We start from the raw sequence: 21,441 nt of genomic DNA, 5'->3' as shown, positions 1-21,441 counted from the left end.
TGCGGGCGCCGCTTTCACGCAACGAACGTACGAGGCGTCTCCCCACCCCCGGACCCGCTCTCCACAAGCCGCACCGCCGCAGCCAACCGAGCCGCAGCCTCCTCGGCCACCGCACCCCCCACGGTGAACGGCAACCGCACATACCCCTCGAATGCCCCGTCCACCCCGAACCGCGGCCCGGACGGCACCCGCACCCCGACCCGCTCCCCCGCCTCCGCCAACCGCGACCCCGACAGTCCCCCGGCCCGCACCCACAACGTGAGCCCGCCCTTCGGTACCTCGAACTCCCACGTCGGCAGTTCCCGCCGTACCGCCGTCACCAACGCGTCCCGGTTCTCCCGCGCCTGATCACGCCGGAGTTCCACGGCGTGTTCCCAACCCCCGGTGCTGAACAACCAGTTGACGGCCAACTGCTCAACCACCGGCGTGCCGAGATCCGCGTACGCCCGCGCGGCGACCAGGCTGCGGATCACATCCGGTGCCGCCCGCACCCACCCGATGCGCATCCCCGCCCAGAACGCCTTGCTGGCCGACCCGACGGTGACGACCGTCGACCCGGCCGGATCGAAGGCGCACACGGGCCGGGGCATCTCGACGTCCCCGTCGAGGTGCAGCTCGCTCATCGTCTCGTCGGCGATCAGCACCGTCCCCGCCGACCGCGCCGCCTCCACCAGCCGCCGTCGCTGGTCGTCGTCGGCGAGCGCGCCGGTCGGGTTGTGGAAGTCGGCGACGACGTACGCGATCCGGGGCGCGGCGTCCCGCAGTACCTGCCGCCATCGGTCCATGTCCCAGCCGGTGAGGCCCTCGGCCATGGCGACGGGCACGAGCCGGGCGCCGGCCTCCCGCATCAGCTGGAGGATGTTGGCGTACGAGGGCGACTCGACGGCGATCCGCTCTCCCCGCCCCGCGAAGAGATGACAGATCGCGTCGATCGCGCCCATCGCACCCGTCGTCACCATGATCTGCTCGGGCATCGTCGGGATCCCGCGCGCGGTGTAGCGTTCGGCGATCATCGAGCGCAGCGCGGGCAGCCCGGCCGGATAGTCGCCGTGCGTGTGGGCGTACGGCGGCAGCTCCTCCAGGGCGCCCTGGACGGCTCGGGTCAGCCAGGGCTCGGGCGCGGGGAGGGCCGCGCAGCCCAGGTCGATCATCGAGCCGAGGGTCTCGGGCGGCAGGGGTTCGAGACCGCGAGCGGGCAGCGGGTTCCCGGCCGGCACGGCCGTCCAGCTCCCGGCTCCGCGCCTGGACTCCAGGAATCCCTCGGCGCGCAGTGCCTCGTAGGCGGCGGCGACCGTGGTGCGGCTGACGGAGAGGGACAGGGCCAGTTCGCGTTCGGCGGGCAGCCGGGCGGCCACCGGCACGCGCCCTTCGAGCACCAGCAGCCGGATGCCGTCGGCGAGCGCACGGTAGGCGGGCGCACGGCGTGTGCCGGGGCCCGCCGGGCGGTCCTGCTGGGAGTTGAGCAGCCGGGCGAGTTGTGCGGCACCCACTGCCGAGGTCCACTGCGCCATGGAAATCAGTCCACCTTCCCCGGATTGGCCATGGATGACGTTTCCACCCAAGCCCCAGGGTGTCATGCGTCAGGCCACTACCACCACGGGGGGCATTGCCTTGTCCACAAAGAGCCGTCTGGGACGGCGGTTGATCCAGCTGTACGCCGGTCTCGCGCTGTACGGAGCCAGCTCCGCCCTCCTCGTCGAGGCGGGCCTGGGTCTGGAGCCCTGGAACGTGCTGCACCAGGGTCTTGCCGAGCTCACCGGCCTGACGATCGGAGTCGTGTCGATCGTGGTGGGCGCGGCGGTCCTTCTCCTGTGGCTTCCGCTGCGTCAGCGCCCCGGCCTCGGCACGGTCTCCAACGTCTTCGTGGTCGGCATCGCCATGGACGGCACGCTCGCCGCGGTCCCGGAGGCACACACCCTCGCCGTACGCATTCCCCTTCTCCTCGTCGGCATCCTGCTCAACGGCGCGGCCACCGGCCTCTACATCGCCGCGAACTTCGGGCCGGGGCCGCGGGACGGCCTGATGACCGGTCTGCACCGGCGCACCGGCCGCTCGATCCGGCTCATGCGGACGGCCGTCGAGGTGGCGGTCGTGGTGACCGGTTTCGTCCTGGGCGGCACCATCGGTGTCGGCACCCTCCTGTACGCGGTGTCGATCGGGCCGCTCGCCCAGCTCTTCCTGCGCGTGTTCGCCCTCCCCTCGGCATCCGGCGGCAGCACGGTCGTTGCCACGGGGCAACCCCGGGGAGCGATACTGCGACCGTGAGCACGCTGATACGTCACCCCTACCTCGACCATCCCGGCCCGATCCCCTTCGCCCACCGCGGCGGCGCGGCCGAGGGCCTGGAGAACACCGAGCTGCAGTTCCGGCGCGCGGTCGAGGCGGGCTACCGCTACCTGGAGACCGACGTCCACGCCACGGCGGACGGCAAGCTGGTCGCCTTCCACGACGCGACACTGGACCGGGTGACCGACGGGGCGGGCCGGATCGCGGACCTGATGTGGAAGGACGTACGGCACGCGCGCGTGGCGGGCAAGGAACCTGTGCCCCTCTTCGAAGAGCTCCTGGAGGCCTTCCCCGAGGCGCGCTGGAACATCGACGTCAAGGCGGAGTCGGCGCTCCTTCCCCTGCTGGAGCTGATCGAGCGCACGAACTCCTGGGACCGGATCTGCGTCGGCTCGTTCGCGGAAGCCCGTGTCGTCCGCGCCCAGCGGCTGGCCGGGCCTCGCCTGGCGACCTCGTACGGCACCCGTGGTGTGCTCAATCTGCGGCTGCGCTCCTGGGGGCTGCCGGCCGTGGTGCGCCGCTCCGCGGTGGCCGCGCAGGTGCCCGAGGCCCAGTCCGGTATCCAGGTGGTGGACCACCTCTTCCTGCGCACCGCCCACGCGCGGGGGCTGCAGGTCCACGTGTGGACGGTCAACGAGCCGGAGCGCATGCACCGGCTCCTGGACCTGGGAGTCGATGGCATCATGACCGATCACATCGACACGCTGCGCAAGGTCATGGAGGACCGGGGCGTCTGGGTCTGAACCCCCTGAGGGCCGGATGCTCCGCGCGGCACCTTTCACGGGGAAGCGAGGGCACGGGTGGGCACCGACACCGTGCGGACGGAAGCGGCCGACGAGGCCGCCGAACGGCGGCGCGAACAGCGCGGCTGGTACTTCTACGACTGGGCCTGCTCCGTCTACTCGACCAGCGTGCTCACCGTGTTCCTGGGGCCCTATCTGACGTCGGTCGCCGAGTCGGCGGCGGACACCGACGGCTTCGTGCACCCCCTCGGGATCCCGGTGCGCGCCGGTTCCTTCTTCGCGTACTCGGTGTCCCTGTCGGTGATCGTGGCCGTGCTGCTGATGCCCCTGGTCGGCGCCGCCGCCGACCGCACGGGCCGCAAGAAGCCCCTCCTGGCGGCCGCCGCCTACACGGGGGCCGCGGCGACGACGGCCATGTTCTTCCTCGACGGCGACCGCTATCTGCTCGGCGGCGTCCTGCTGATCGTCGCGAACGCCGCGCAGTCCGTGGCGATGATGCTCTACAACTCCTATCTGCCGCAGATCGCCCCGCCCGAGGAACGCGACGCGGTCTCCTCCCGGGGCTGGGCCTTCGGATACGCGGCGGGCTCGCTGGTCCTGGTCGCCAATCTCGTCCTCTACACCGCCCACGACTCCTTCGGCCTCTCGGAGAGCGCGGCGGTCCGGATCTGCCTGGCGTCCGCCGGCCTGTGGTGGGGCGCCTTCGCCCTCATCCCCCTACGACGGCTGCGCGACCGCGGCGCTTCGACCAAGACCAGGACCGCCGCCGGCTTCCGGCAGCTCGCCGCGACCGTCCGCGACATGCGCCGCCACCCCCTGACACTCGCCTTCCTGCTGGCGTACCTCATCTACAACGACGGCATCCAGACCGTGATCTCCCAGGCGTCGATCTACGGCTCCGAGGAACTCGGACTCGGGCAGTCCACGCTCATCGGGGCCGTTCTGCTGGTCCAGGTGCTGGCGGTGGCGGGGGCGCTGGGGATGGGCCGGCTCGCCCGGACGTACGGGGCGAAGCGCACGATCCTCGGCTCGTTGGTCGCCTGGACGGTGACGCTGGGCGCGGGCTACTTCCTGCCCGCCGGCGCGCCCGTGTGGTTCTTCGTGCTGGCCGCCGGCATCGGGCTCGTCCTCGGCGGCAGCCAGGCGCTGTCCCGCTCGCTGTTCTCGCATCTCGTCCCGCCCGGCAAGGAGGCCGAATACTTCTCGGCGTACGAGATGAGCGACCGCGGCATGAGCTGGCTGGGCCCGCTGCTGTTCGGGATCACGTACCAGGTGACCGGAAGCTACCGGGACGCGATCATCTCGCTGGTCGCCTTCTTCGTCATCGGATTCGTGCTGCTGGCACGGGTTCCGGTGCGGCGGGCGATCGGTGCGGCGGGGAACCCGGTTCCCGAAAGGATTTAGCGTTCAACACAAAAGCGCTGTAGTGTACGCGTTTGGCCTGCCAGGCGTACCGTTACTGCGCGTCAAAGATGCCGAAACGCTGGGTGACATCTGCTAGCAGATGTGACAAACCGGGCGCTGGTGGGTACAACAAGGGGCGGCTACGACGGCGACGCATGACCCGGAACGGGACTCGGAACGGGAATCTTTACCGCCGACCGGACGTTGACCGGATGACGACGACAGCGACACCTGTCCTGTGGGCGACAAGCCCGGGAGGCACGATTCATGAGTGAGCGAGCTCTTCGCGGCACGCGCCTCGTGGTGACCAGCTACGAGACGGACCGCGGCATCGACCTGGCCCCACGCCAGGCCGTGGAGTACGCATGCGAGAAGGGGCACCGCTTCGAGATGCCCTTCTCGGTCGAGGCGGAGATCCCGCCGGAGTGGGAGTGCAAGGTCTGCGGGGCCCAGGCACTCCTAGTAGACGGCGACGGCCCTGAAGAGAAGAAGGCCAAGCCCGCGCGTACGCATTGGGACATGCTGATGGAGCGGCGTACCCGCGAGGAACTCGAAGAGGTCCTCGAGGAGCGCCTGGCCGTTCTCCGCTCCGGCGCGATGAACATCGCGGTCCACCCGAGGGACAGCCGAAAGTCGGCGTAGTCCTGCGGGACCTGGGGCGGACTTACACAGCACGCGAATAACCGCGGGCGCCGTACGTGAGGTCGACGTACGGCGCCCGCGGTTTTCGCGTTGCGGCCGAGCGGGTCGCCCGCCCCGGCCGAGAGCCGCCCCACCCGAAAGCCGGTCAGCCCCGAAAGCCGTTCAGCGCGTCAGCGGCGGGCGCGGGTCCTGCGGCATGTCCCCCGGCTCCGGTTCATCCCTGACGACCTCGCCCGGGACCACCTTGCCGTCGGGGCGGTGCATACGGGCCTGCTGGAAGGCGTCGCCCAGGGTGCCCGGGGCGGCTTCGCGCAGCTTGCGCTCGACAGTGCGCTCCGCGTAATTGCTCAGCCCCTTCTGGACCGGCGGTATCAGCAGAAGCAGACCTACCGCGTCCGAGATCAGCCCGGGGATCATCAGGAGCAGGCCGCCGAGCATCGTCAGGCCGTTGCCGCCGCCGTTCGACCGCGACGGGGCGCCGCCTCGCTGCAGTGCCTCGTTGAGGTTCTGGAAGGCGCGCCGGCCAGCCCGCTTGATGACCACCGAGCCGAGCAGGAAACCGGCGAGCAGCACCAGGAACACCGTGAAGCCGCTCGCCGCGCCCGCGACCACGGTCAGCAGCCAGATCTCCAGCACCAGCCAGGCGGCGATGCCCAGCGGCAGGAACGTGCGCAGCCGGGAGCGCCGGGGCCGGGCGGGGTACGTGGGTGTCGGAGCGCCAGTCGTCATGCATCCAGTGTGCCTGGGCACGGCTCAGTACGGGATAAGGGGTCGATCAACCGTTTCTGTGCGGCGGCGTCCCTACGGCTGTGAGGGCTTGCCCCGGCCGACGATCTTGCCGACCCGCTCGCCCACCCCCCACGTCGTAACCCGCCACAGTGCCTCGACGAGGATGTCCCGGCTCATCTTGGAGTCGCCGAGTTCACGCTCGACGAAGGTGATGGGCACCTCGACGACGTGGTAGCCGGCCTTCACGGCGCGGCGGGCGAGATCGACCTGGAAGCAGTAGCCCTGGGAGGCCACCTCTTCGAGGCCGAGGCCCTCCAGGGTCTCGCGGCGGAAGGCGCGGTAGCCGCCGGTGATGTCGCGCAGCGGCAGGTCCAGGGCGAGGCGCGAGTACAGGCTGCCGCCGCGGGAGATGAACTCGCGGGACTTCGGCCAGTTCACGACCCGGCCGCCGGGCACCCAGCGGGAGCCGAGGACCAGGTCGGCGCCCTTGAGGGCGGTCAGCAGGCGGGGCAGTTCCTCGGGCTGGTGGGAGCCGTCGGCGTCCATCTCGATCAGGACGCCGTACCCCTTCTCCAGGCCCCAGCGGAAGCCCGCTAGGTAGGCGGCGCCGAGACCTTCCTTGCCCCTGCGGTGCAGGACCTGGACGTGGTCGTCCTCGGCGGCCAGTTCGTCGGCCAGCTTGCCCGTGCCGTCGGGGCTGTTGTCGTCGGCGACGAGCACGTGCGCCTCGGGGACGGCCTTGCGCACCCGGCCGACGATCGCCTTGATGTTCTCCGCCTCGTTGTAGGTCGGAATGATCACCAACGCCGTGCCGAGCGGGCCGAACTGTCTCCCCCGGTCCTGTGCCGCGAGGGTCCCGTCGCCGTCGTTCACTACTGCCCCTTCATGTCCGTACGCAGAGGTCCACCATAGTGGCCGCAGCCTGCGATGACGTGACAAGACGTTCGTATGGTGGTGTCGTTTCCACGAGAGCGGGGTAAGAGTGCGAATTCCGGCCGCCGTGCGTTCACCGCGCGTTCTGCGGATGGGGGCCCGGCGCCCTTCGGGCCGACCTGGGACCCGCTGGCTGCGAGTCGACCCCAAGCCGTTGTCTACTGAGCGCCCGGGCCCCACCCGGGTCACACCTCCCCGACCGGCCGAAACGTTGCCTCGCCCTGGCGACGGCGCTGAGCCTGGCTCCCAGTGGCGGTGCCCCGGTGCGGCACACCGTCCCTGACCCAGCGGCGCCGCGACGAGTCGTGGACGTTCCCCGGTCGGGCGTCCGGTGGTGGACTCGGCCGAACCTATCGGCCCGCTGCCATCGGCTGTCAACAGCCGTTCGACCTGCGGGCTTTTGGTCAATGCCCTGGTCAGTGCGGAGGATACGCAGGTCGCGCGACGCGGCGGCGACGGCCGATCGGCGCCACGCCACCCCAGGAGATCACTCGCCCGGCCGTACGAAAACCGTCCGTCCGCCCACCACGGTACGCAGGCAGACGGGCAGGTCACGGCCCGGAGTCAGGTCGGGCAGACCGGGGGTGCCGGAGCGGGGGTCGGTCGACCAGCGGGCGACCCGGTCGTCGGGGGCCTGGACGACCAGCTCGTCGGTGCGCCACACGGCGTAGTCCGCGGGCGCGCCGGGCACCAGGACCCCTGCGTCGTCCCGCCCGATCGCCCGCCAGCCGCCGCGCGTGTGCGCGGTGAACGCGGCCCGTACGGAGACGCGGTGTTCCGGGGTGCGGTGGAAGGCGGCCGCGCGGACCGTGCCCCAGGGGTCCAGGGGCGTGACCGGGCTGTCGGAGCCGAAGGCGAGCGGGACGCCGGCGCGCAGCAGAGCGGCGAAGGGGTTCAGGGTGCGGGCCCGGTCGGCGCCCAGGCGCTGCGCGTACATGCCGTCCTCGCCGCCCCACAGGGCGTCGAAGGCGGGCTGGACGGAGGCGGTCAGACCGAGCTCGGCGAAGGCCGCGATCGTCTCGGGGGTGAGCATTTCGGCGTGTTCGACGCGATGGCGGGCGGCCCTGACGCGGCCGAGGCCCAGCTTCTCGGCGGCGGCGCGCACGCCCTCGACGACAGCGCTCACGGCGGCGTCGCCGATCGCGTGGAAGCCCGCCTGAAGGCCCGCCTCGGTGCAGGCGACGACGTGGGCGGCCACGGCGGCCGCGTCCAGGTAGGCGATGCCGGTGTGGTCGGCGTCGGCGTACGGCTGGTGCAGGCAGGCGGTGTGGGAGCCGAGGGCCCCGTCGGCGAACAGATCACCGGCGGCGCCGATCGCGCCCAGCTCACGCGCCTTCTGGACGTCCTGCTCGGCCCAGTAGCCGACGACTCGCGGCCCTGAGTGCTGCGAGGCGAGTTTCAGGAGGCCGGTGAAGTCGTCCTCGGAGGAGATCTCCGGCCCGGCGCACTCATGGACGGTGCCGATGCCGAGGGAGGCGGCGTGGGCGAGGGCGGTGCGCTGGGCCTCGATGCGCTGGTCCGGCGTCACGGCCGCGAGCGCGGCGGCGCGTACGGCGTGATGGGCGTCGGTGGTGAGGGGGCCGTCCGTCACGCCGAGGCCGGGGGTCATGTCCAGCAGGGCCGTCGTGACGACCGCCGAGTGGACGTCGATCCGGCTCAGGTAGAGGGGGCGGCCGTCCGTCGCCTCGTCCAGCTCGGCGCGCGTCGGGGGACGGCCGCCGGGCCAGCGGGACGCGTCCCAGCCGTGGCCGAGCAGGACCCGGTCGTGCGGACGGGCGGCGGCGAAGTCCCGGACGAGGGCCAGGGCCGCCTCCAGGGAGGGCGCGTCGGACAGGTCGAGGCCGGTGAGCGCGAGGCCCGTCGAGGTGGTGTGCACATGTGCGTCGGTGAACGCCGGGGTGACGAGGGCGCCGTCCAGGTCGATGACCTCGTCGACGCCGTCCGCGAAGGCGTCTGCGGCGCCTTCTGAGCCGACCCAGGCGACCTGGCCGCGCTCGACGACCATCGCTGTGGCGAAGGGGTCGGCCGGGCTGTGGACTTCTCCGCGACGCAGCAGGACAGTGTTCGGCTCGGGGGTGCGCTCACTCATGGGGAACAGTCTCGCGCCTCACCTGAGCCGCACGGCACGCAGGTCGGTCAGATGCGCGGCGGCCGCGCCTCGTACGGCGTCGACAGGACGACCGTAGTCCGCGTGGACACCCCCGCCAGGCCCCTGAGCCGCGCCAGCAGCTCCTCCAGTTCGTGCGGTGTGGCCACGCGCACCTTGAGGATGTAGTTCTCCTCGCCCGCGACGCTGTGGCAGGCCTCGATCTCGGGGACGCCGGACAGGCGGTCCGCGATGTCGTCGGGGGCGCTGGGGTCGAACGGCTTCACCGAGATGAAGGCGGTCAGCGGCAGCCCGACGGCCTCCGGGTCGACGACCGCGGCGTAGCCACGGATGACGCCACGCTGTTCCAGCCGGCGCACCCGCTGGTGCACGGCCGACGTGGACAGGCCCGTGGCTTTGCCCAGGTCTGTGTAGCTCATCCGCCCGTCCTTGACGAGCAGCTGCACGATTTGTCGGTCCAGCTCCTCCATGGCGCAAGAACCTACAGTGCCCTTGATCTCCTCCGATACCTGAGCGGCGCAGGTCATACCCGGTTCGTGATGTGGCCGAGAGCAGCCTGTGAGCCGTTGGGGGGACAAAGCGGCCGCGCCGGGCACCTGCGGGCGGCATGTGACGAACACCACACACCCCGAACGGGCTCCGTGATGTTCTCGTGATTACCGCCGAGACGGGGCGGGAAGTGCTTGCTGTGGTCGAGGCCGCAGCGCCTTCACGGCCCAGCCCGAGGGGGAGAACCCATATGCAGAGTCTTAAGCGCCCTGGTCGCACCGCACCCAAGCGGCTCCAGACGGTCGTCGAGCCCGAGCCGGAGGGCGTCGAACCCGACGCCTACGACGACGAACCCGACGCGTACGACACCTTCGAGATGTACCGGGTGATCTGCCCGGACTGCGCGCAGCCCATCGCGCTGCTGGCGGACGAGGAGGTCCTGCCGGAGCACGCGCTGTGCGCCTCACCGTGGAACCCGTTCGGACTCACGGTCTGCGCCGGTACGGGCCGCACCGCGTCCGAGGCCCGTCCGGCCGACGAGTCGGTGGAGCCCCAGGAGCAGGACACGGCCCTGCTGTTGACGCTCCCACAGGGACTCGACTGGCGGACGCAGCCCTTCTCGCACGTGGGCGGCCCGGGGTCCCGCCCGATCCGGGTGCCCGTCATGCGGCGCCACGCCGCCTGAGAGCGGCCTCGCTCCAACCTCCGTGACTGACCTGCACCATGGCTCGGCAGGTTGCCGTGGTGCGGGTTCAGTGCGCCCGATGGCACTTGACGGCACATCAGGTGCATGACGAGGTGCATGAACGAAGACGCATGACGATATGTCAGGAAGATGGACGGTACGTCGGACAGTCGTCGCGAGTCGGCCCCTTCCTGACCTCCGCGAACTCACGCCCGATTCCCGGGAGCGGTGACCTGTCCGTCGTTCTCCGCGTTGTCCCGGTATGCCCCCCACCTACACAACGATCGGACGGCAGCGCCGCCTGTTCGTACCCGCACCCGCAGGATCGGTTCCGCTTGCGCCGCCTCAGGTTCAGGACCCGCCCATCTACCGTGATCTGCTGCGTACTTGGGCCGACCGGGGCCGCACACTGCCGGGGCGCCACGACCCGGAGTGGGTCAGGCTCGCGGCGCCCCTGGTCACGCGTGGTCAGTTCAGCGGCTCTCGGGACCCGCGAGGTGACGGGCGATGACCATCCGCTGGATCTGATTCGTACCCTCGACGATCTGCAGGACCTTGGCCTCGCGCATGTAGCGCTCGGCCGGGAAGTCCGCGGTGTAGCCGTATCCGCCGAGGATCTGGACGGCGTCGGTGGTCACCTTCATCGCCGTGTCGGTGCAGTGCAGCTTGGCCATGGCCGCCTGCTTGGCGAACGGCCGGCCCGCGTCCCGCAACCGCGCGGCCGCCAGGTACAGCGCCCGGCCGGCCTCGATCTGGGTCGCCATGTCCGCGAGCATGAAGCGCAGGCCCTGGAAGTCGGCGATCGGCCGCCCGAACTGCTGCCGCCCGGTCGCGTACCCCACCGCCTCGTCGAGCGCCGCCTGGGCGACACCGATGGCGCAGGCCGCGATGCCGAGCCGCCCGGAGTCGAGCGCGGACAGGGCGATCGCGAAGCCCTGGCCCTCGTCGCCGATGCGCCGCTCCTCGGAGACCCGCACGCCGTCGAAGTGGACCTGCGCGGTCGGCGAGCCCTTCATGCCCATCTTCTTCTCCGGCGCCGCGGCGCTCAGGCCCTCCGCGCCTCCGGGCACCAGGAACGCCGTGATCCCGCGCGGCCCCTCCTCGCCCGTACGCGCCATGACCGTGTAGAAGTCGGCGATTCCGCCGTGCGTGATCCAGGCCTTGGTTCCGGTGATCACCCAGTTGTCGCCGTCCCGCACCGCCTTGGTCCGCAGCGAGGCCGCGTCCGATCCCGACGACGGCTCCGAGAGGCAATAAGCACCCAGCAGGCCGCCGCCGAGCATCGCGGGCAGGTGCTCGACCTGCTGCTCCTTGGTGCCGTAGGTGGCGAGCGCGTAGGAGGCCAGGGTGTGCACGCTGACGCCGAGGCCGACGGTGAGGCGGGCCGCGGCGAGTTCTTCGAGGACCTGGAGGTAGACCTCGTACGGCTGGTCGCCGCCGCCGTACTCGGAGTCGTACGGCAGGCCGAGCAGTCCGGATTCGGAGAGCAGGGTGAAGACCTCGCGCGGGAAGCGCCCGGCGTCCTCCTCCTCGGCCGCCTTCGGGGCGATCTCGTGCTGCGCGATGTCACGGACGAGCGAGATCAGATCCCGGGCCTCGTCCGTGGGCAGTTGGCGGTCCACCGGCTGCGGGGCGCGGTCGGGCATGGCGACGCTCTCCTCCCTGTCGGGCAGTCGGCGGGCGTGCGCCTTGGGTGGGGGCGGTTCCGCCGGGTCTTGCTGGGTGCCGGCCGATGCTCGCGCTGCCGGGTCTCGGAAGCTGCTGACCAGCGGCTCTGTGCTGTGAGTATGCCCGATCGGAGGCATGCAGTCACCGGTTAACGACCGCTTACTTCAAGAAACCTACCCGCGGAGGATCCGCGACTTTCCGGCTTGGTCCGAACCATTGACGAACTGGTCTAGTCCTCCTACTGTTTCGGCGCAGCGCTTCATCGCGTTCATGCCAATCGCGCGCGTTCCCCTCTCCCCCACGAGGAGATACTCGATGCTCATTCCCCACCGTCCAGGCGCCCTGTTCAGGGCGCTCGTCTCCGCCGCGTGCTGCGCCGTCCTGGGCGCCGGGCTGCTCGCCGGCGCGGGCGCCGCCACCGCCACCGCGACTCCCGCGGCCCAGAAGGCCGCCGGCTCCAAGGTGATCGGCTACTTCACCGAATGGGGCACCTACGACCGCAAGTACTACGTCAAGAACATCGAGACCACGGGCTCGGCGGCGAGGCTCACCCACATCAACTACGCCTTCGGCAACGTCACCGGCGGCAAGTGCGCGATGGGCGACGCCTACGCGGCGACCGACCGGGCGTACACCGCGGCCGAGTCCGTCGACGGCGTCGCCGACACCTGGGACCAGCCGCTGCGCGGCACCTTCAACCAGCTGCGCGAGCTGAAGAAGAAGCACCCGAACCTCAAGGTCCTGTGGTCCTTCGGCGGTTGGACCTGGTCGAGCGGCTTCGGCGAGGCCGCGAAGAACCCGGCCGCGTTCGCGCAGTCCTGCTACGACCTGGTGGAGAACTCCAAGTGGGCCGATGTCTTCGACGGCATCGACATCGACTGGGAGTATCCGAACGCCTGCGGCGCCACCTGTGACACCAGCGGGAGGGCCGCCTTCAAGAACCTGATGGCGGCGCTGCGCGCGAAGTTCGGGAGCGGTGCGCTGGTCACCGCGGCGATCACCGCCGACGCCACGCCCGGCGGCAGGATCGACGCGGCGGACTACGCGGGCGCGGCGCAGTACGTGAACTGGTACAACCCGATGACGTACGACTTCTTCGGCGCCTGGGACGCGACCGGGCCGACGGCTCCGCACTCGCCGCTGAACTCCTACTCCGGCATCCCGAAGGCGGGCAACCACAGCTCGGCGACCATCGCGAAGCTCAAGGGCCTCGGCATCCCGGCCTCGAAGCTGCTGCTCGGCATCGGCTTCTACGGCCGCGGCTGGACCGGCGTCACGCAGTCGGCACCGGGTGGCACCGCGACGGGCCCGGCGGCGGGGACGTACGAGCAGGGCATCGAGGACTACAAGGTGCTGAAGACGAAGTGCCCGGCGACGGGGACGGTCGCCGGCACCGCGTACGCCAAGTGCGGGACCAACTGGTGGAGCTATGACACGCCCGGGACCATCGCGACGAAGATGACGTACAAGAACCAGCAGGGCCTCGGCGGCACCTTCTTCTGGGAGCTGAGCGGGGACACCGCGGGCGGTGAGCTGATCAAGGCCATCAACTAGGCGGTCCCGCAGAGGGCTTGGGGCGGAGGACCACGAGCCTCCGCCCCGGCCCGTCAGGGGTTCCGGCGGGCCGGCTTCGGGGCCGGGTAGGCGGGATCCATGTCCTCGATGGCGCGCATGGCGCCGCCGAGCATCCTCACCAGCAGTTCGCGCATGGTGTCCCGGGAGAGCTCGGGGTGGTCGATCCAGTCGAGGGCCGCTCCCTCGACGCTGCACACCCAGGCCAGCAGGCCCATGCGGGCCAGCGGGACGATGTCGCCGCGGCCGTACGCCCCTTCGGCTATGGTCGCGACGATCGCCTCGCGCACCCCGTCCCGGATGGCGTGCACCTCGGTGTCGAAGCCGACTCCGCCGCTGACGATCGTGCGGTAGGCGGCCTGGTTGTGCTCGGCGTAGCGCAGATAGCTGTCGATGGTGCGGTGGACGCGGTCCACCGGTTCCAGTTCGAGGCCGCTCGCCGCGTAGGTGACCAGGTCGGCGACGGAGTCCTGGATGATGGCCAGGTAGTAGCCGCGCTTGGACTGGAAGTAGTAGTAGATCAGCCCTTTGGCGACATGCGCCTGCCGGGCGATGTCGTCCATGGAGAGTGCGTCGTACGACGTGTCGGCGAACAACTTCCGCCCGATGGCGATGAGTTCGGCACGGCGTGCGACCGAGCGCTCGGTGCCGCGTGCCCGCGGGCGGGCGGCGTCGCGCTGTTGGCTGATATTCAATTTCGACCCTGGTCTCAACGGGCGGCGGGACACCCGCAGTATGGCAGGTCGGGTATGGGGCAGGTCACAGCAGGCCGAGCTGGGTGACGAGCATCGCGATCACCACGACGAGGGTCCAGCCCATGGCGTGCTCGAGGAGCTTCGGGCCGTCTTCCCGGGGGCCGCCGGTACGGGTGCGGGCGGCGGTGGCTGCTTGTGCGGTCATGGCGTCTCGCTGGTGTCGGACGTGCGGTGGACTCCCCCTGCGGTTGTGTCCACCTTGCCATCGTGGGCGGCTCGTGCGGCGGAGACGTTGGTCACAGACGACGGTCCCCGGCGGGCTCACCGGGGCCGTCACGGTACGGCTCAGCGGACGCCCACTGCCGCGAGCGCCTTGAGCTGGCGCGAGGTCGGACGGTCCGGGAAGTACAGGTAGCAGACGCCGCCGGTGCCGGAGACGACCTTGCCGCCGGCGTTGTACCGCTTGGTCCTGAGCCAGATGTTCTCCCACTCACGCCTCTTGTAGACGCGCCGCACCGTCTCGTTGCTCGGCGACGCCGGATCGTTCGCGATCACATCGCCGGACGCGGTGAAGCCGATGACGGTCATCAGGTGCCCGGCGGTGCCGTACCCCGCCCCCGTGAGCTCCTCCTTGAGGAAGGACTGGGACGTCATGGCCGGGATGCCGGCCGCGATCAGCGTCTCGAGGTCGGTGAGGGAACCGAGCCGGGTGACCACGCCCTGGAGGCCCTTGAAGGTGGCCGCGTAGGCCGCGTTGAACGGCCAGTTGCCGCAGCCCGCGTACTGGTGGTCGTAGGTGAACCGGGCCGCGTGGCACACCTGCGGGTCGGCGTACGACGGGTCGACCCACGCCAGCTGTTCGCGGGTGAGCCGGCCGCCCCAGTACTCGATGATCATCTGCGAGGAGGTGGGGCTGCACCAGGCCTCGCCTCCGTTGTCGTACTCGGGGTACTGACCGACGTGGATCTCCTGCGAGTAGCGCGGGACGATCAGCTCCTGGGCGAGGCCGGGGGCGGACGCCGGGACGGTGAAGCGGTCGGGGACGTCCGAGCCCATCGCGCCGAGCCGCCAGACGGTCGGCGTGGTCTTCGTACCGGGCTTGCGGTAGAGGGTGAGCCGGAGGCGGTACGAGGCCAGGCGCAGGCCCGTGGCCGGGTCGTCGACGGCGAAGGTGTCCGTCGAGATGCTGCTCTTGCCGTCACTCTGGTCGTCGACCGAGGTCCGCTTGATGTCCTGGTCGCCGGCCGCCCAGCGGCCCATCACGTACCAGGGTGTGGCCGAGCCGTCGGAGTAGGTGCCCTTGAGCTCGACCTGGAGCCAGGTGCCGGCCGGGGTGTGCGCGTTCCAGGAGGCGATCGCCTCCGTGGCGGGGACGGCGAGTTTGTGGACGGGGGACGTCCAGGTCGCGTACTCCCAGGCGGCGGTCCTGCCGGTGTGCGGGTCGGTGTAGTCGGTCATGCCCGCGGGGGCGCCGATCACGACGCCCGGGCGGGAGCCGGCGACGGCCCGGGTGCCCTTCGCGGTGCCGCCGCGCCAGTCGGTGTACGTGGTCCAGAAGCGGTTGTCGACCGGGCGGACCGGAGCCTGTGCGGGGTCCGCGGCGTCGGTCACGGCGCCGCCCGCGCCTTCGGCGACCGCCGGGCCCCCGCTGCCCGCCACCGCGGCGACGACCGCGGCGGTCAGGACAGTTCTGCGGGACGGCTGTTCGGCTCTGCTCATGGGCTCAGTGACCCCCAGGTGTCCGAGTCGGGGTGGGTCCAATGCACGGCTAGTCGGGGTGGGTCCAGGTGCACGGTTGTGCGCCAACTATGGAGCAGGCGGCATGCTCCTGCCAGCACCTCGGCCCCTGGCGCGTCCCTAGAATGTTTCACGCAGATACGCCCACCCCTCCCCCAGGAACGGTCATTCACGAGCTCACCTCCCGGATCCGCCGCCTGCCCCCCTCCTGCGGCCCGGTCCGCCTCGTCGGCGTCGACGGGCACGCCGGATCCGGCAAGTCCACGTTCGCCGGACAGTTGGCCCGGGCGCTGGGCGGCGCGCCGGTGCTGCGCCTCGACGACATCGCCAGTCACGACGAGCTCTTCGGATGGACCGGACGACTGCTGGACCAGGTGATCGAGCCGCTCCGCCGGGGCGAGACCGCGCACTACACGCCGTACGACTGGCGCGCCCGTCGCTTCGGACCGCCGCACGCACTGCCGCCCGCCGCGGTGATCCTTCTGGAGGGGGTCGGCGCGGGCCGCCGCGCACTGCGCCCGCATCTGGCGCAGCTGCTGTGGATGGAGCTGCCGGACGAGGAGTCCTGGTCGCGCGGACGCTCCCGGGACGGGGAGGAGCAGCGGGAGTTCTGGGCCGGATGGGTCAGGGCGGAACGCCGGCACTTCGCCGAAGACCCTTCCCGGCCCTTCGCCGACCTCTTGGTACGTCAGTGCGAGAAGGGATATGAGGTGCTTTCCGGGCCTGCCGGGACCATTGGTCCGGACCAGGTCATCACGCAGGGTGACGGACCATCCGCAGTGTGCTGAACTTGTGAAGAGCCTTGCGGGACAACTTCCCGGAGTGCTTCAACTCGTCTTGACCGAGGGGCCGTACAGGACTTACGTTCTCAATGTGCGGTCATTCGAGCCGCCCGCAGACGCGAAGCCCCCGGTTGTTCCCCCGTGATCGGGGGCTTCGTTCTGCCCTCTTCCTTGTTTCCGCCCCTCATTTCGAGCGCCGCGTGACACGATTCGCTCACCCTCGGTCACCATGCGGACTCCGCCCGAATGCTCCCACCTCGCCAAACGTCCCGTGCGCCACCCTTCGGTGGGCGACACCTGCGCAGGTACGATGCCCTCGGTGCGACCTACGGACGGCTGCTCTGCGCACCGTTGCAACTCCGGTCCGCGGCACAGCGGTTGGACCAAGGCGGCCGACGGGCACCGGCCCGCCGGCGAACCAAACGGGGGCACGGTTTGTGGGGGACGTGATGGACTTCGGCACGCAGGGCCCCGAGGCCCCGGCCGACCTCGCCTGGCTGCGGGGCGTGGACGCCTACACGATGGGCGCCTATCCGCAGGCGGAGGAGGAGTTCCGCACCGCGGTGCGGATCGATCCCGGGATGGCCGACGGCTGGCTCGGACTGCACGCGCTGCGCGTCGACACGACGACCGCGCTGCTCAGGATGTTCCGGCACCGCGACCGCTTCGGCGAACAGCGCACCCGACATCGCCGCACCCTCAACTCCTGGTACTGGCTGGGCTGGTGGGTGCAGCCGGTGCTGGAGAGCCCGCGCGACCTGCTCCTCGCCCACGCCTCGCACTGGCTGGACGGCCGGCACGTCCCGGAACTCGACCGGGCCCTCGCGGGCCTGCCCCCCGTGGACGCCGACCCGCAGGTCCGTTTCCTGCACGCCTGCCGCTCCTATCTCGTCAAGGACTGGGAACAGCTGGTCCGGCACACCGACCCGCTGCTCGACGACCCCATGCTGGGCATCGAGGCGGGTCTGTTCGGCGGCATGGCCCGGGTCCGGCTGGAGATGTACGGGCAGGCCGAGCCCCTGCTGTCGGCGGCCCTGATGCGCTGTCGCAGCGAGCAGCCGCAGCGCAAGGAGCTGCGGTACTGGCTGGCGCGGGCCCACGAGGGAACGGGGCGCAGTGCCGCCGCGTTGCCGTTGTACCGCGCCGTGCACCGGGTCGACCCCGCGTTCATGGACACCTCGGCCCGGCTCGCCGCGATCGCCGAGGGCGACGGGTACGACGACTCGGCCGACCTGGCGGCGATCACTCTCACCGGCGCCGGGCAGGACGCCGTGGACGGCCCCGAGGGGCTCGACCCGCTCTTCGGCACCGAGGGACGGGACCTGAAGTTCTCGGAGCCCGAGCCACCCACCGGTTCCCTGCCGTCGGTGACCGACCCGGCGGTACGCGAGAAGATCGTCCCCACGCAGTCGCTGCCCGCCGGTCCCACCGATCCCGCGCTGCTCGAGGAGGCGCTCGCCGAGCTCGAGCGCATGGTGGGCCTGGAGCCGGTGAAACGCCAGGTCAAGGCGTTGTCCGCGCAGTTGAACATGGCCCGGCTGCGCGCCGGGCAGGGCCTGCCGGTCCAGCCGCCCAAGCGGCACTTCGTCTTCTCGGGCCCCTCCGGCACCGGCAAGACCACGGTGGCCCGCATCCTGGGCCGCGTCTTCTACGCCCTCGGGCTGCTCGGCGGTGACCACCTCGTGGAGGCCCAGCGGGCCGACCTGGTCGGCGAGTACCTCGGCCAGACCGCCGTGAAGGCCAACGAGCTGATCGACTCCGCGCTGGGCGGTGTGTTGTTCGTCGATGAGGCGTACTCGCTGTCCAACTCCGGTTACGGCAAGGGCGACGCGTACGGCGACGAGGCGCTGCAGGTGCTGTTGAAACGGGCGGAGGACAACCGTGACCACCTGGTGGTGATCCTGGCCGGCTATCCGGAGGGCATGGACCGGCTGCTTGCCGCGAACCCCGGGCTGTCGTCCCGCTTCACGACCCGCGTCGACTTTCCGTCCTATCGTCCACTCGAACTCACCTCGATCGGTGAGGTGCTGGCCGCGGAGAACGGGGACGTGTGGGACGAGGAGGCGCTGGACGAGCTGCGGTCGATCGCGGGGCATGTGGTCGATCAGGGGTGGATCGACGAGTTGGGGAACGGGCGGTTCCTGCGGACGCTGTATGAGAAGAGCTGTGCGTATCGGGATCTGCGGTTGACGACGTATCCGGGGGTGCTGACTCGGGATGACTTGTCGACGCTGCGGTTGCCGGACTTGATGCAGGCCTATGGGGAGGTGCTGTCGGGGAGGGGGCCGCAGGATCCGTCGGCCATGTGACGGATCCTGCGGTCCTCCACCTCAGGGTCAGCTCGCCAGCGCCTCCTCCGGCTCCCCGCTGGCCCGTGGCTCCGTCACCCGGATCTCCGGCAGTTCCCGGTGTGCCGGGTCCCGTACCTCGCCCACCAGGAGCTCCAGTACGTCCTCCAGCGCTACCAGGCCCAGTACCTTGCCGGACGCGTCGGCCAGCTGGGCCAGGTGCGTCGCCGCTCGCCGCATGACCGTCAGCGCGTCGTCCAGCGGCAGTTCCGACCTGAGCGTCGTCATCGGCCGCCAGATCTGCTGCGGTACCGCCCGCTCCGAGTCCTCCAGGTCCAGTACGTCCTTCACGTGCAGGTAGCCCATGAAGGCGCCGTTCTCCGCCGCCACCGGGAAACGGGAGTACCCCGTGCGGGCGGTGAGCTCGACGATCTGGCCCGGAGTTACCGAAGGGCTGACCGTGACCAGTGACTCTCGCCCCAGCAGCACGTCCGTCACCGGGCGGGAACCCAGCTCCAGCGCGTCCCCCAGACGCTCCAGTTCCTCGGGGTCGAGCAGACCGGCCTGGCCGGAGTCCTCCACGAGCCGGTTGAGCTGCTCGCTGGTGAAGACCGCCTCGACCTCGTCCTTGGGCTCGACCCGGAAGAGCCGCAGGATGCCCCGGGCGCAGGCGCCGAGGGCGACGGTGATCGGCTTGCAGAGGCGGGCGAAGGCGACCAGGCCTGGGCTGAGCCACAGCGCGACCTTCTCCGGGGCCGCCATCGCGAGGTTCTTCGGGAGCATCTCGCCGACGACGAGATGGAAGAAGACGACCGCCGCGAGCGCGATGACGTAGGTGAGCGGGTGGATCATGCCGTGCGGCAGGTGGATCCACTCGAAGACCGGCTCCAGCAGGTGCGCGACCGTCGGCTCGGCGACGGCGCCCAGGGTCAGCGAGCAGACGGTGATGCCGAACTGGGCGGCAGCCATCATCTGCGGCAGTCGTTCCAGGCCGTACAGGACCTGGCGGGCCCTGGCGGTGCCGAGTGGTTCGATCTGGCTGCGGCGCACCGACACGAGCGCGAACTCGGCGCCGACGAAGAAGCCGTTCGCCAGCACGAGCAGCGCGGCGAACAGAAGTTGGAGGACGCTCATCGGCCGGCCTCCACGACCGACGCTGCGGCCTCCACCATGGCGGGCACGGGGGTCGTCCGCACCAGCCGTACCCGCTCGGCGCGGTAGTGGCCGACCTGGCGGACGGACAGCCGCCAGCCGGGCAGTTCAGCCTTGTCGCCGACGGCCGGGATCCGGCCGAGCAGGTCGGCGACCAGGCCGGCGACGGTCTCGTACGGTCCCTCGGGTACATCGAGGCCTATGCGCTGGAGGATGTCGACCCGGCAGCTGCCGTCGGCCTCCCAGGCGGGCCTGCCGTCCTCGGGCGGGGCGGTGGCGAGTTCGGGCAGGTCGTGACCGTCGTGCTCGTCGCGGACCTCGCCGACGAGCTCCTCGACGATGTCCTCGAGGGTGACGACGCCGGCCGTGCCACCGTACTCGTCGACCACGACGGCGATGGGCTGCTCGCTGCGCAGGCGGGCGAGCAGGGGCTGCACCGGGAGGGTTTCCGGCACGAGCAGGGCCGGGCGCGCGATGCGCCCCGCGGGCGTGCGCAGCCGGTCCTGCACGGGCACGGCCAGCGCGTCCTTGAGGTGCACCATGCCGACGATTTCGTCGATCTTCTCGCGGTAGACGGGGAAGCGGGACAGGCCGGTGGCGCGGGTCAGGTTGACCACGTCCTCGGCGGTCGCCGACGACTGCAGTGCGCTGACCTTCACCCGCGGGGTCATGACGTGCTGCGCGGTCAGCTCGGCGAGCGACAGCGTGCGGACGAAGAGGTCCGCGGTGTCCTGTTCCAGGGCGCCGGCCTGTGCGGAGTGTCTGGCCAGGGAGACGAGTTCGCCGGGGGTGCGGGCGGAGGCCAGTTCCTCGGCGGGCTCGATGCCCAGCGCGCGGACGAGACGGTTGGCGACCGCGTTGAGGCCGGCGATCACCGGGCGGAACAGGCGTGCGAAGGCGTGTTGTGGGCCGGCGACGAAGCGCGCGACCTGCATCGGCTTGGACACGGCCCAGTTCTTGGGCACGAGTTCGCCGATCACCATCTGCACGGCCGAGGCCAGCAGCATGCCGATGACGACGGAGACACCGGAGACGGCTCCCTCGGGGATGCCGGCCGCGGTGATGGGGCCGTGCAGCAGCTCCGCGAGCGCCGGTTCGGCGAGCATGCCGACGACGAGGGAGGTGATGGTGATGCCGAGCTGGGTGCCGGAGAGCTGGAAGGACAGCTCCTTGAGGGACTCGACGACCGTACGGGCCCGTCGGTCACCCTCGGCGGCGGCCTTCTCGGCGTCCGTCGCCTCGACCGTGACAAGGCCGAACTCGGCCGCGACGAAGAAGCCGTTGGCCAGGATCAGCAGGAAAGCAGCTCCGAGGAGCAGCAGGGGGATGGTCATGATGCCGCCGCCTCCGCGTACACGCGGACTGCGAGGTCACAGTCCGCGGTATGTCGGCAGGGGGCGGCGCAGGTACTACAGGACGATCCGTCCATCGCCGGAGAGGGTCACTCCTCGCGTAGCAGGAACCCCTGTGCGCCGGGCGGCGCGCAGGGGCGGAGGCGCAGCGAAAAACGCCTCCGCCAACAGATTAAT

20 protein-coding genes are annotated in these 21,441 nt (G+C 70.8%); 9 read left to right on the top strand and 11 right to left on the bottom strand.

Annotation, left to right across the window (positions count from 1 at the left end; all coding sequences use genetic code 11):
- Positions 1-14: 14 nt before the first annotated feature.
- Positions 15-1,511 (bottom strand): PLP-dependent aminotransferase family protein, encoded by a 1,497-nt coding sequence (locus CLM62_RS03335; RefSeq protein WP_095748369.1) that lies wholly within the window; start codon positions 1,509-1,511, stop codon positions 15-17.
- 64 nt (positions 1,512-1,575) lie between these two features.
- Between CLM62_RS03335 and CLM62_RS03330 the strand changes: the two genes are divergently transcribed.
- The 4 genes from CLM62_RS03330 to CLM62_RS03315 all read left to right on the top strand — a co-directional run bounded on the left by CLM62_RS03330 (position 1,576) and on the right by CLM62_RS03315 (position 5,075).
- Positions 1,576-2,265, top strand: coding sequence for a hypothetical protein (locus CLM62_RS03330; RefSeq protein WP_179381917.1), 690 nt, complete (start codon positions 1,576-1,578; stop codon positions 2,263-2,265).
- Positions 2,262-3,029: a glycerophosphodiester phosphodiesterase gene (locus CLM62_RS03325; RefSeq protein ID WP_095748368.1), complete on the top strand. Its 768-nt coding sequence runs from the start codon at positions 2,262-2,264 to the stop codon at positions 3,027-3,029. Before CLM62_RS03330 ends, CLM62_RS03325 begins: the two co-directional genes overlap by 4 nt.
- Positions 3,030-3,086: 57 nt before the next feature.
- Complete coding sequence (locus CLM62_RS03320) at positions 3,087-4,433, top strand: MFS transporter (RefSeq protein WP_107483753.1); 1,347 nt, start codon at positions 3,087-3,089, stop codon at positions 4,431-4,433.
- Positions 4,434-4,700: 267 nt separating this feature from the next.
- Positions 4,701-5,075, top strand: coding sequence for an RNA polymerase-binding protein RbpA (locus CLM62_RS03315; RefSeq protein WP_003977404.1), 375 nt, complete (start codon positions 4,701-4,703; stop codon positions 5,073-5,075).
- 162 nt (positions 5,076-5,237) lie between these two features.
- Here the strand turns inward: CLM62_RS03315 and fxsA are convergent, their stop codons facing one another.
- The 4 genes from fxsA to CLM62_RS03295 form a co-directional block, all read right to left on the bottom strand.
- Positions 5,238-5,804, bottom strand: a complete 567-nt coding sequence (gene fxsA, locus CLM62_RS03310; protein WP_095748367.1) for an FxsA family membrane protein — start codon at positions 5,802-5,804, stop codon at positions 5,238-5,240.
- A 72-nt stretch (positions 5,805-5,876) separates the two neighbouring features.
- The gene (locus tag CLM62_RS03305) at positions 5,877-6,677 is read right to left on the bottom strand and encodes a polyprenol monophosphomannose synthase (RefSeq protein WP_095748366.1); all 801 of its coding nucleotides are present in this window, start codon (positions 6,675-6,677) and stop codon (positions 5,877-5,879) included.
- Between the two features lie 547 nt (positions 6,678-7,224).
- Positions 7,225-8,826 carry an amidohydrolase gene (locus tag CLM62_RS03300; protein ID WP_095748365.1) on the bottom strand — a complete coding sequence of 534 codons (1,602 nt, stop codon included), beginning with the start codon at positions 8,824-8,826 and terminating at the stop codon, positions 7,225-7,227.
- A gap of 47 nt (positions 8,827-8,873) precedes the next feature.
- Positions 8,874-9,314 (bottom strand): Lrp/AsnC family transcriptional regulator, encoded by a 441-nt coding sequence (locus tag CLM62_RS03295; protein WP_095748364.1) that lies wholly within the window; start codon positions 9,312-9,314, stop codon positions 8,874-8,876.
- A gap of 269 nt (positions 9,315-9,583) precedes the next feature.
- Here CLM62_RS03295 and CLM62_RS03290 point away from each other — a divergent pair, with 269 nt between their 5' ends.
- Both CLM62_RS03290 and CLM62_RS50985 read left to right on the top strand, forming a co-directional pair.
- A complete protein-coding gene (locus tag CLM62_RS03290) occupies positions 9,584-10,018 on the top strand; it encodes a hypothetical protein (protein ID WP_095748363.1) in 435 nt (144 codons plus the stop codon).
- 262 nt (positions 10,019-10,280) lie between these two features.
- Positions 10,281-10,529 (top strand): hypothetical protein, encoded by a 249-nt coding sequence (locus tag CLM62_RS50985; protein ID WP_095748362.1) that lies wholly within the window; start codon positions 10,281-10,283, stop codon positions 10,527-10,529.
- Here CLM62_RS50985 and CLM62_RS03280 read toward each other — a convergent pair.
- The gene (locus tag CLM62_RS03280; RefSeq protein WP_095748361.1) at positions 10,492-11,664 is read right to left on the bottom strand and encodes an acyl-CoA dehydrogenase family protein; all 1,173 of its coding nucleotides are present in this window, start codon (positions 11,662-11,664) and stop codon (positions 10,492-10,494) included. The genes CLM62_RS50985 and CLM62_RS03280 overlap by 38 nt on opposite strands.
- Positions 11,665-12,001: 337 nt before the next feature.
- Between CLM62_RS03280 and CLM62_RS03275 the strand changes: the two genes are divergently transcribed.
- On the top strand, positions 12,002-13,240 hold the full coding sequence (locus tag CLM62_RS03275; protein WP_095748360.1) for a glycoside hydrolase family 18 protein: 1,239 nt from the start codon (positions 12,002-12,004) through the stop codon (positions 13,238-13,240).
- Between the two features lie 53 nt (positions 13,241-13,293).
- On the opposite strand, the gene CLM62_RS03270 is transcribed toward CLM62_RS03275, so the two are convergent.
- From CLM62_RS03270 to CLM62_RS03265, 3 genes are all read right to left on the bottom strand, one after another.
- Entirely contained in the window at positions 13,294-13,953 is a 660-nt protein-coding gene (locus CLM62_RS03270; RefSeq protein WP_095748359.1) for a TetR/AcrR family transcriptional regulator, read from the bottom strand.
- Between the two features lie 64 nt (positions 13,954-14,017).
- Complete coding sequence (locus CLM62_RS48505) at positions 14,018-14,158, bottom strand: SCO1431 family membrane protein (protein ID WP_107483752.1); 141 nt, start codon at positions 14,156-14,158, stop codon at positions 14,018-14,020.
- A gap of 140 nt (positions 14,159-14,298) precedes the next feature.
- Positions 14,299-15,672 (bottom strand): peptidase C39 family protein, encoded by a 1,374-nt coding sequence (locus tag CLM62_RS03265; protein WP_095748358.1) that lies wholly within the window; start codon positions 15,670-15,672, stop codon positions 14,299-14,301.
- A 143-nt stretch (positions 15,673-15,815) separates the two neighbouring features.
- On the opposite strand from CLM62_RS03265, the gene CLM62_RS03260 reads away from it, so the two are divergent.
- Positions 15,816-16,478: a uridine kinase gene (locus CLM62_RS03260; protein ID WP_095748357.1), complete on the top strand. Its 663-nt coding sequence runs from the start codon at positions 15,816-15,818 to the stop codon at positions 16,476-16,478.
- A gap of 443 nt (positions 16,479-16,921) precedes the next feature.
- Positions 16,922-18,781: an AAA family ATPase gene (locus tag CLM62_RS03255; RefSeq protein WP_095748356.1), complete on the top strand. Its 1,860-nt coding sequence runs from the start codon at positions 16,922-16,924 to the stop codon at positions 18,779-18,781.
- A gap of 27 nt (positions 18,782-18,808) precedes the next feature.
- On the opposite strand, the gene CLM62_RS03250 is transcribed toward CLM62_RS03255, so the two are convergent.
- Together CLM62_RS03250 and CLM62_RS03245 are read right to left on the bottom strand one after the other, a co-directional pair.
- Entirely contained in the window at positions 18,809-19,894 is a 1,086-nt protein-coding gene (locus tag CLM62_RS03250; protein ID WP_095748355.1) for a hemolysin family protein, read from the bottom strand.
- Positions 19,891-21,246 (bottom strand): hemolysin family protein, encoded by a 1,356-nt coding sequence (locus CLM62_RS03245; RefSeq protein WP_095748354.1) that lies wholly within the window; start codon positions 21,244-21,246, stop codon positions 19,891-19,893. Before CLM62_RS03245 ends, CLM62_RS03250 begins: the two co-directional genes overlap by 4 nt.
- Positions 21,247-21,441 lie beyond the last annotated feature (195 nt).

Origin of the sequence: Streptomyces sp. SA15 (genome assembly GCF_002291145.1) — a bacterium.
Taxonomy (GTDB): domain Bacteria; phylum Actinomycetota; class Actinomycetes; order Streptomycetales; family Streptomycetaceae; genus Streptomyces.
Note: the sequence above shows the minus strand (reverse complement) of the source record. Positions and strands in the feature narration are given on the sequence as shown.

Bases quoted from the DNA above. Each gene is read 5' to 3' on its own strand.
- CLM62_RS03295 (WP_095748364.1), bottom strand. From the start codon at position 9,314: ATGGAGGAGCTGGACCGACAAATCGTGCAGCTGCTCGTCAAGGACGGG.
- CLM62_RS03300 (WP_095748365.1), bottom strand. From the start codon at position 8,826: ATGAGTGAGCGCACCCCCGAGCCGAACACTGTCCTGCTGCGTCGCGGA.
- CLM62_RS03245 (WP_095748354.1), bottom strand. From the start codon at position 21,246: ATGACCATCCCCCTGCTGCTCCTCGGAGCTGCTTTCCTGCTGATCCTG.
- CLM62_RS03250 (WP_095748355.1), bottom strand. From the start codon at position 19,894: ATGAGCGTCCTCCAACTTCTGTTCGCCGCGCTGCTCGTGCTGGCGAAC.
- CLM62_RS03265 (WP_095748358.1), bottom strand. From the start codon at position 15,672: ATGAGCAGAGCCGAACAGCCGTCCCGCAGAACTGTCCTGACCGCCGCG.
- CLM62_RS03280 (WP_095748361.1), bottom strand. From the start codon at position 11,664: ATGCCCGACCGCGCCCCGCAGCCGGTGGACCGCCAACTGCCCACGGAC.
- CLM62_RS50985 (WP_095748362.1), top strand. From the start codon at position 10,281: ATGCCCCCCACCTACACAACGATCGGACGGCAGCGCCGCCTGTTCGTA.
- CLM62_RS03275 (WP_095748360.1), top strand. From the start codon at position 12,002: ATGCTCATTCCCCACCGTCCAGGCGCCCTGTTCAGGGCGCTCGTCTCC.
- CLM62_RS03335 (WP_095748369.1), bottom strand. From the start codon at position 1,511: ATGGCGCAGTGGACCTCGGCAGTGGGTGCCGCACAACTCGCCCGGCTG.
- CLM62_RS03290 (WP_095748363.1), top strand. From the start codon at position 9,584: ATGCAGAGTCTTAAGCGCCCTGGTCGCACCGCACCCAAGCGGCTCCAG.
- fxsA (WP_095748367.1), bottom strand. From the start codon at position 5,804: ATGACGACTGGCGCTCCGACACCCACGTACCCCGCCCGGCCCCGGCGC.
- CLM62_RS03260 (WP_095748357.1), top strand. From the start codon at position 15,816: ATGTTTCACGCAGATACGCCCACCCCTCCCCCAGGAACGGTCATTCAC.
- CLM62_RS48505 (WP_107483752.1), bottom strand. From the start codon at position 14,158: ATGACCGCACAAGCAGCCACCGCCGCCCGCACCCGTACCGGCGGCCCC.
- CLM62_RS03330 (WP_179381917.1), top strand. From the start codon at position 1,576: ATGCGTCAGGCCACTACCACCACGGGGGGCATTGCCTTGTCCACAAAG.
- CLM62_RS03255 (WP_095748356.1), top strand. From the start codon at position 16,922: ATGGACTTCGGCACGCAGGGCCCCGAGGCCCCGGCCGACCTCGCCTGG.
- CLM62_RS03315 (WP_003977404.1), top strand. From the start codon at position 4,701: ATGAGTGAGCGAGCTCTTCGCGGCACGCGCCTCGTGGTGACCAGCTAC.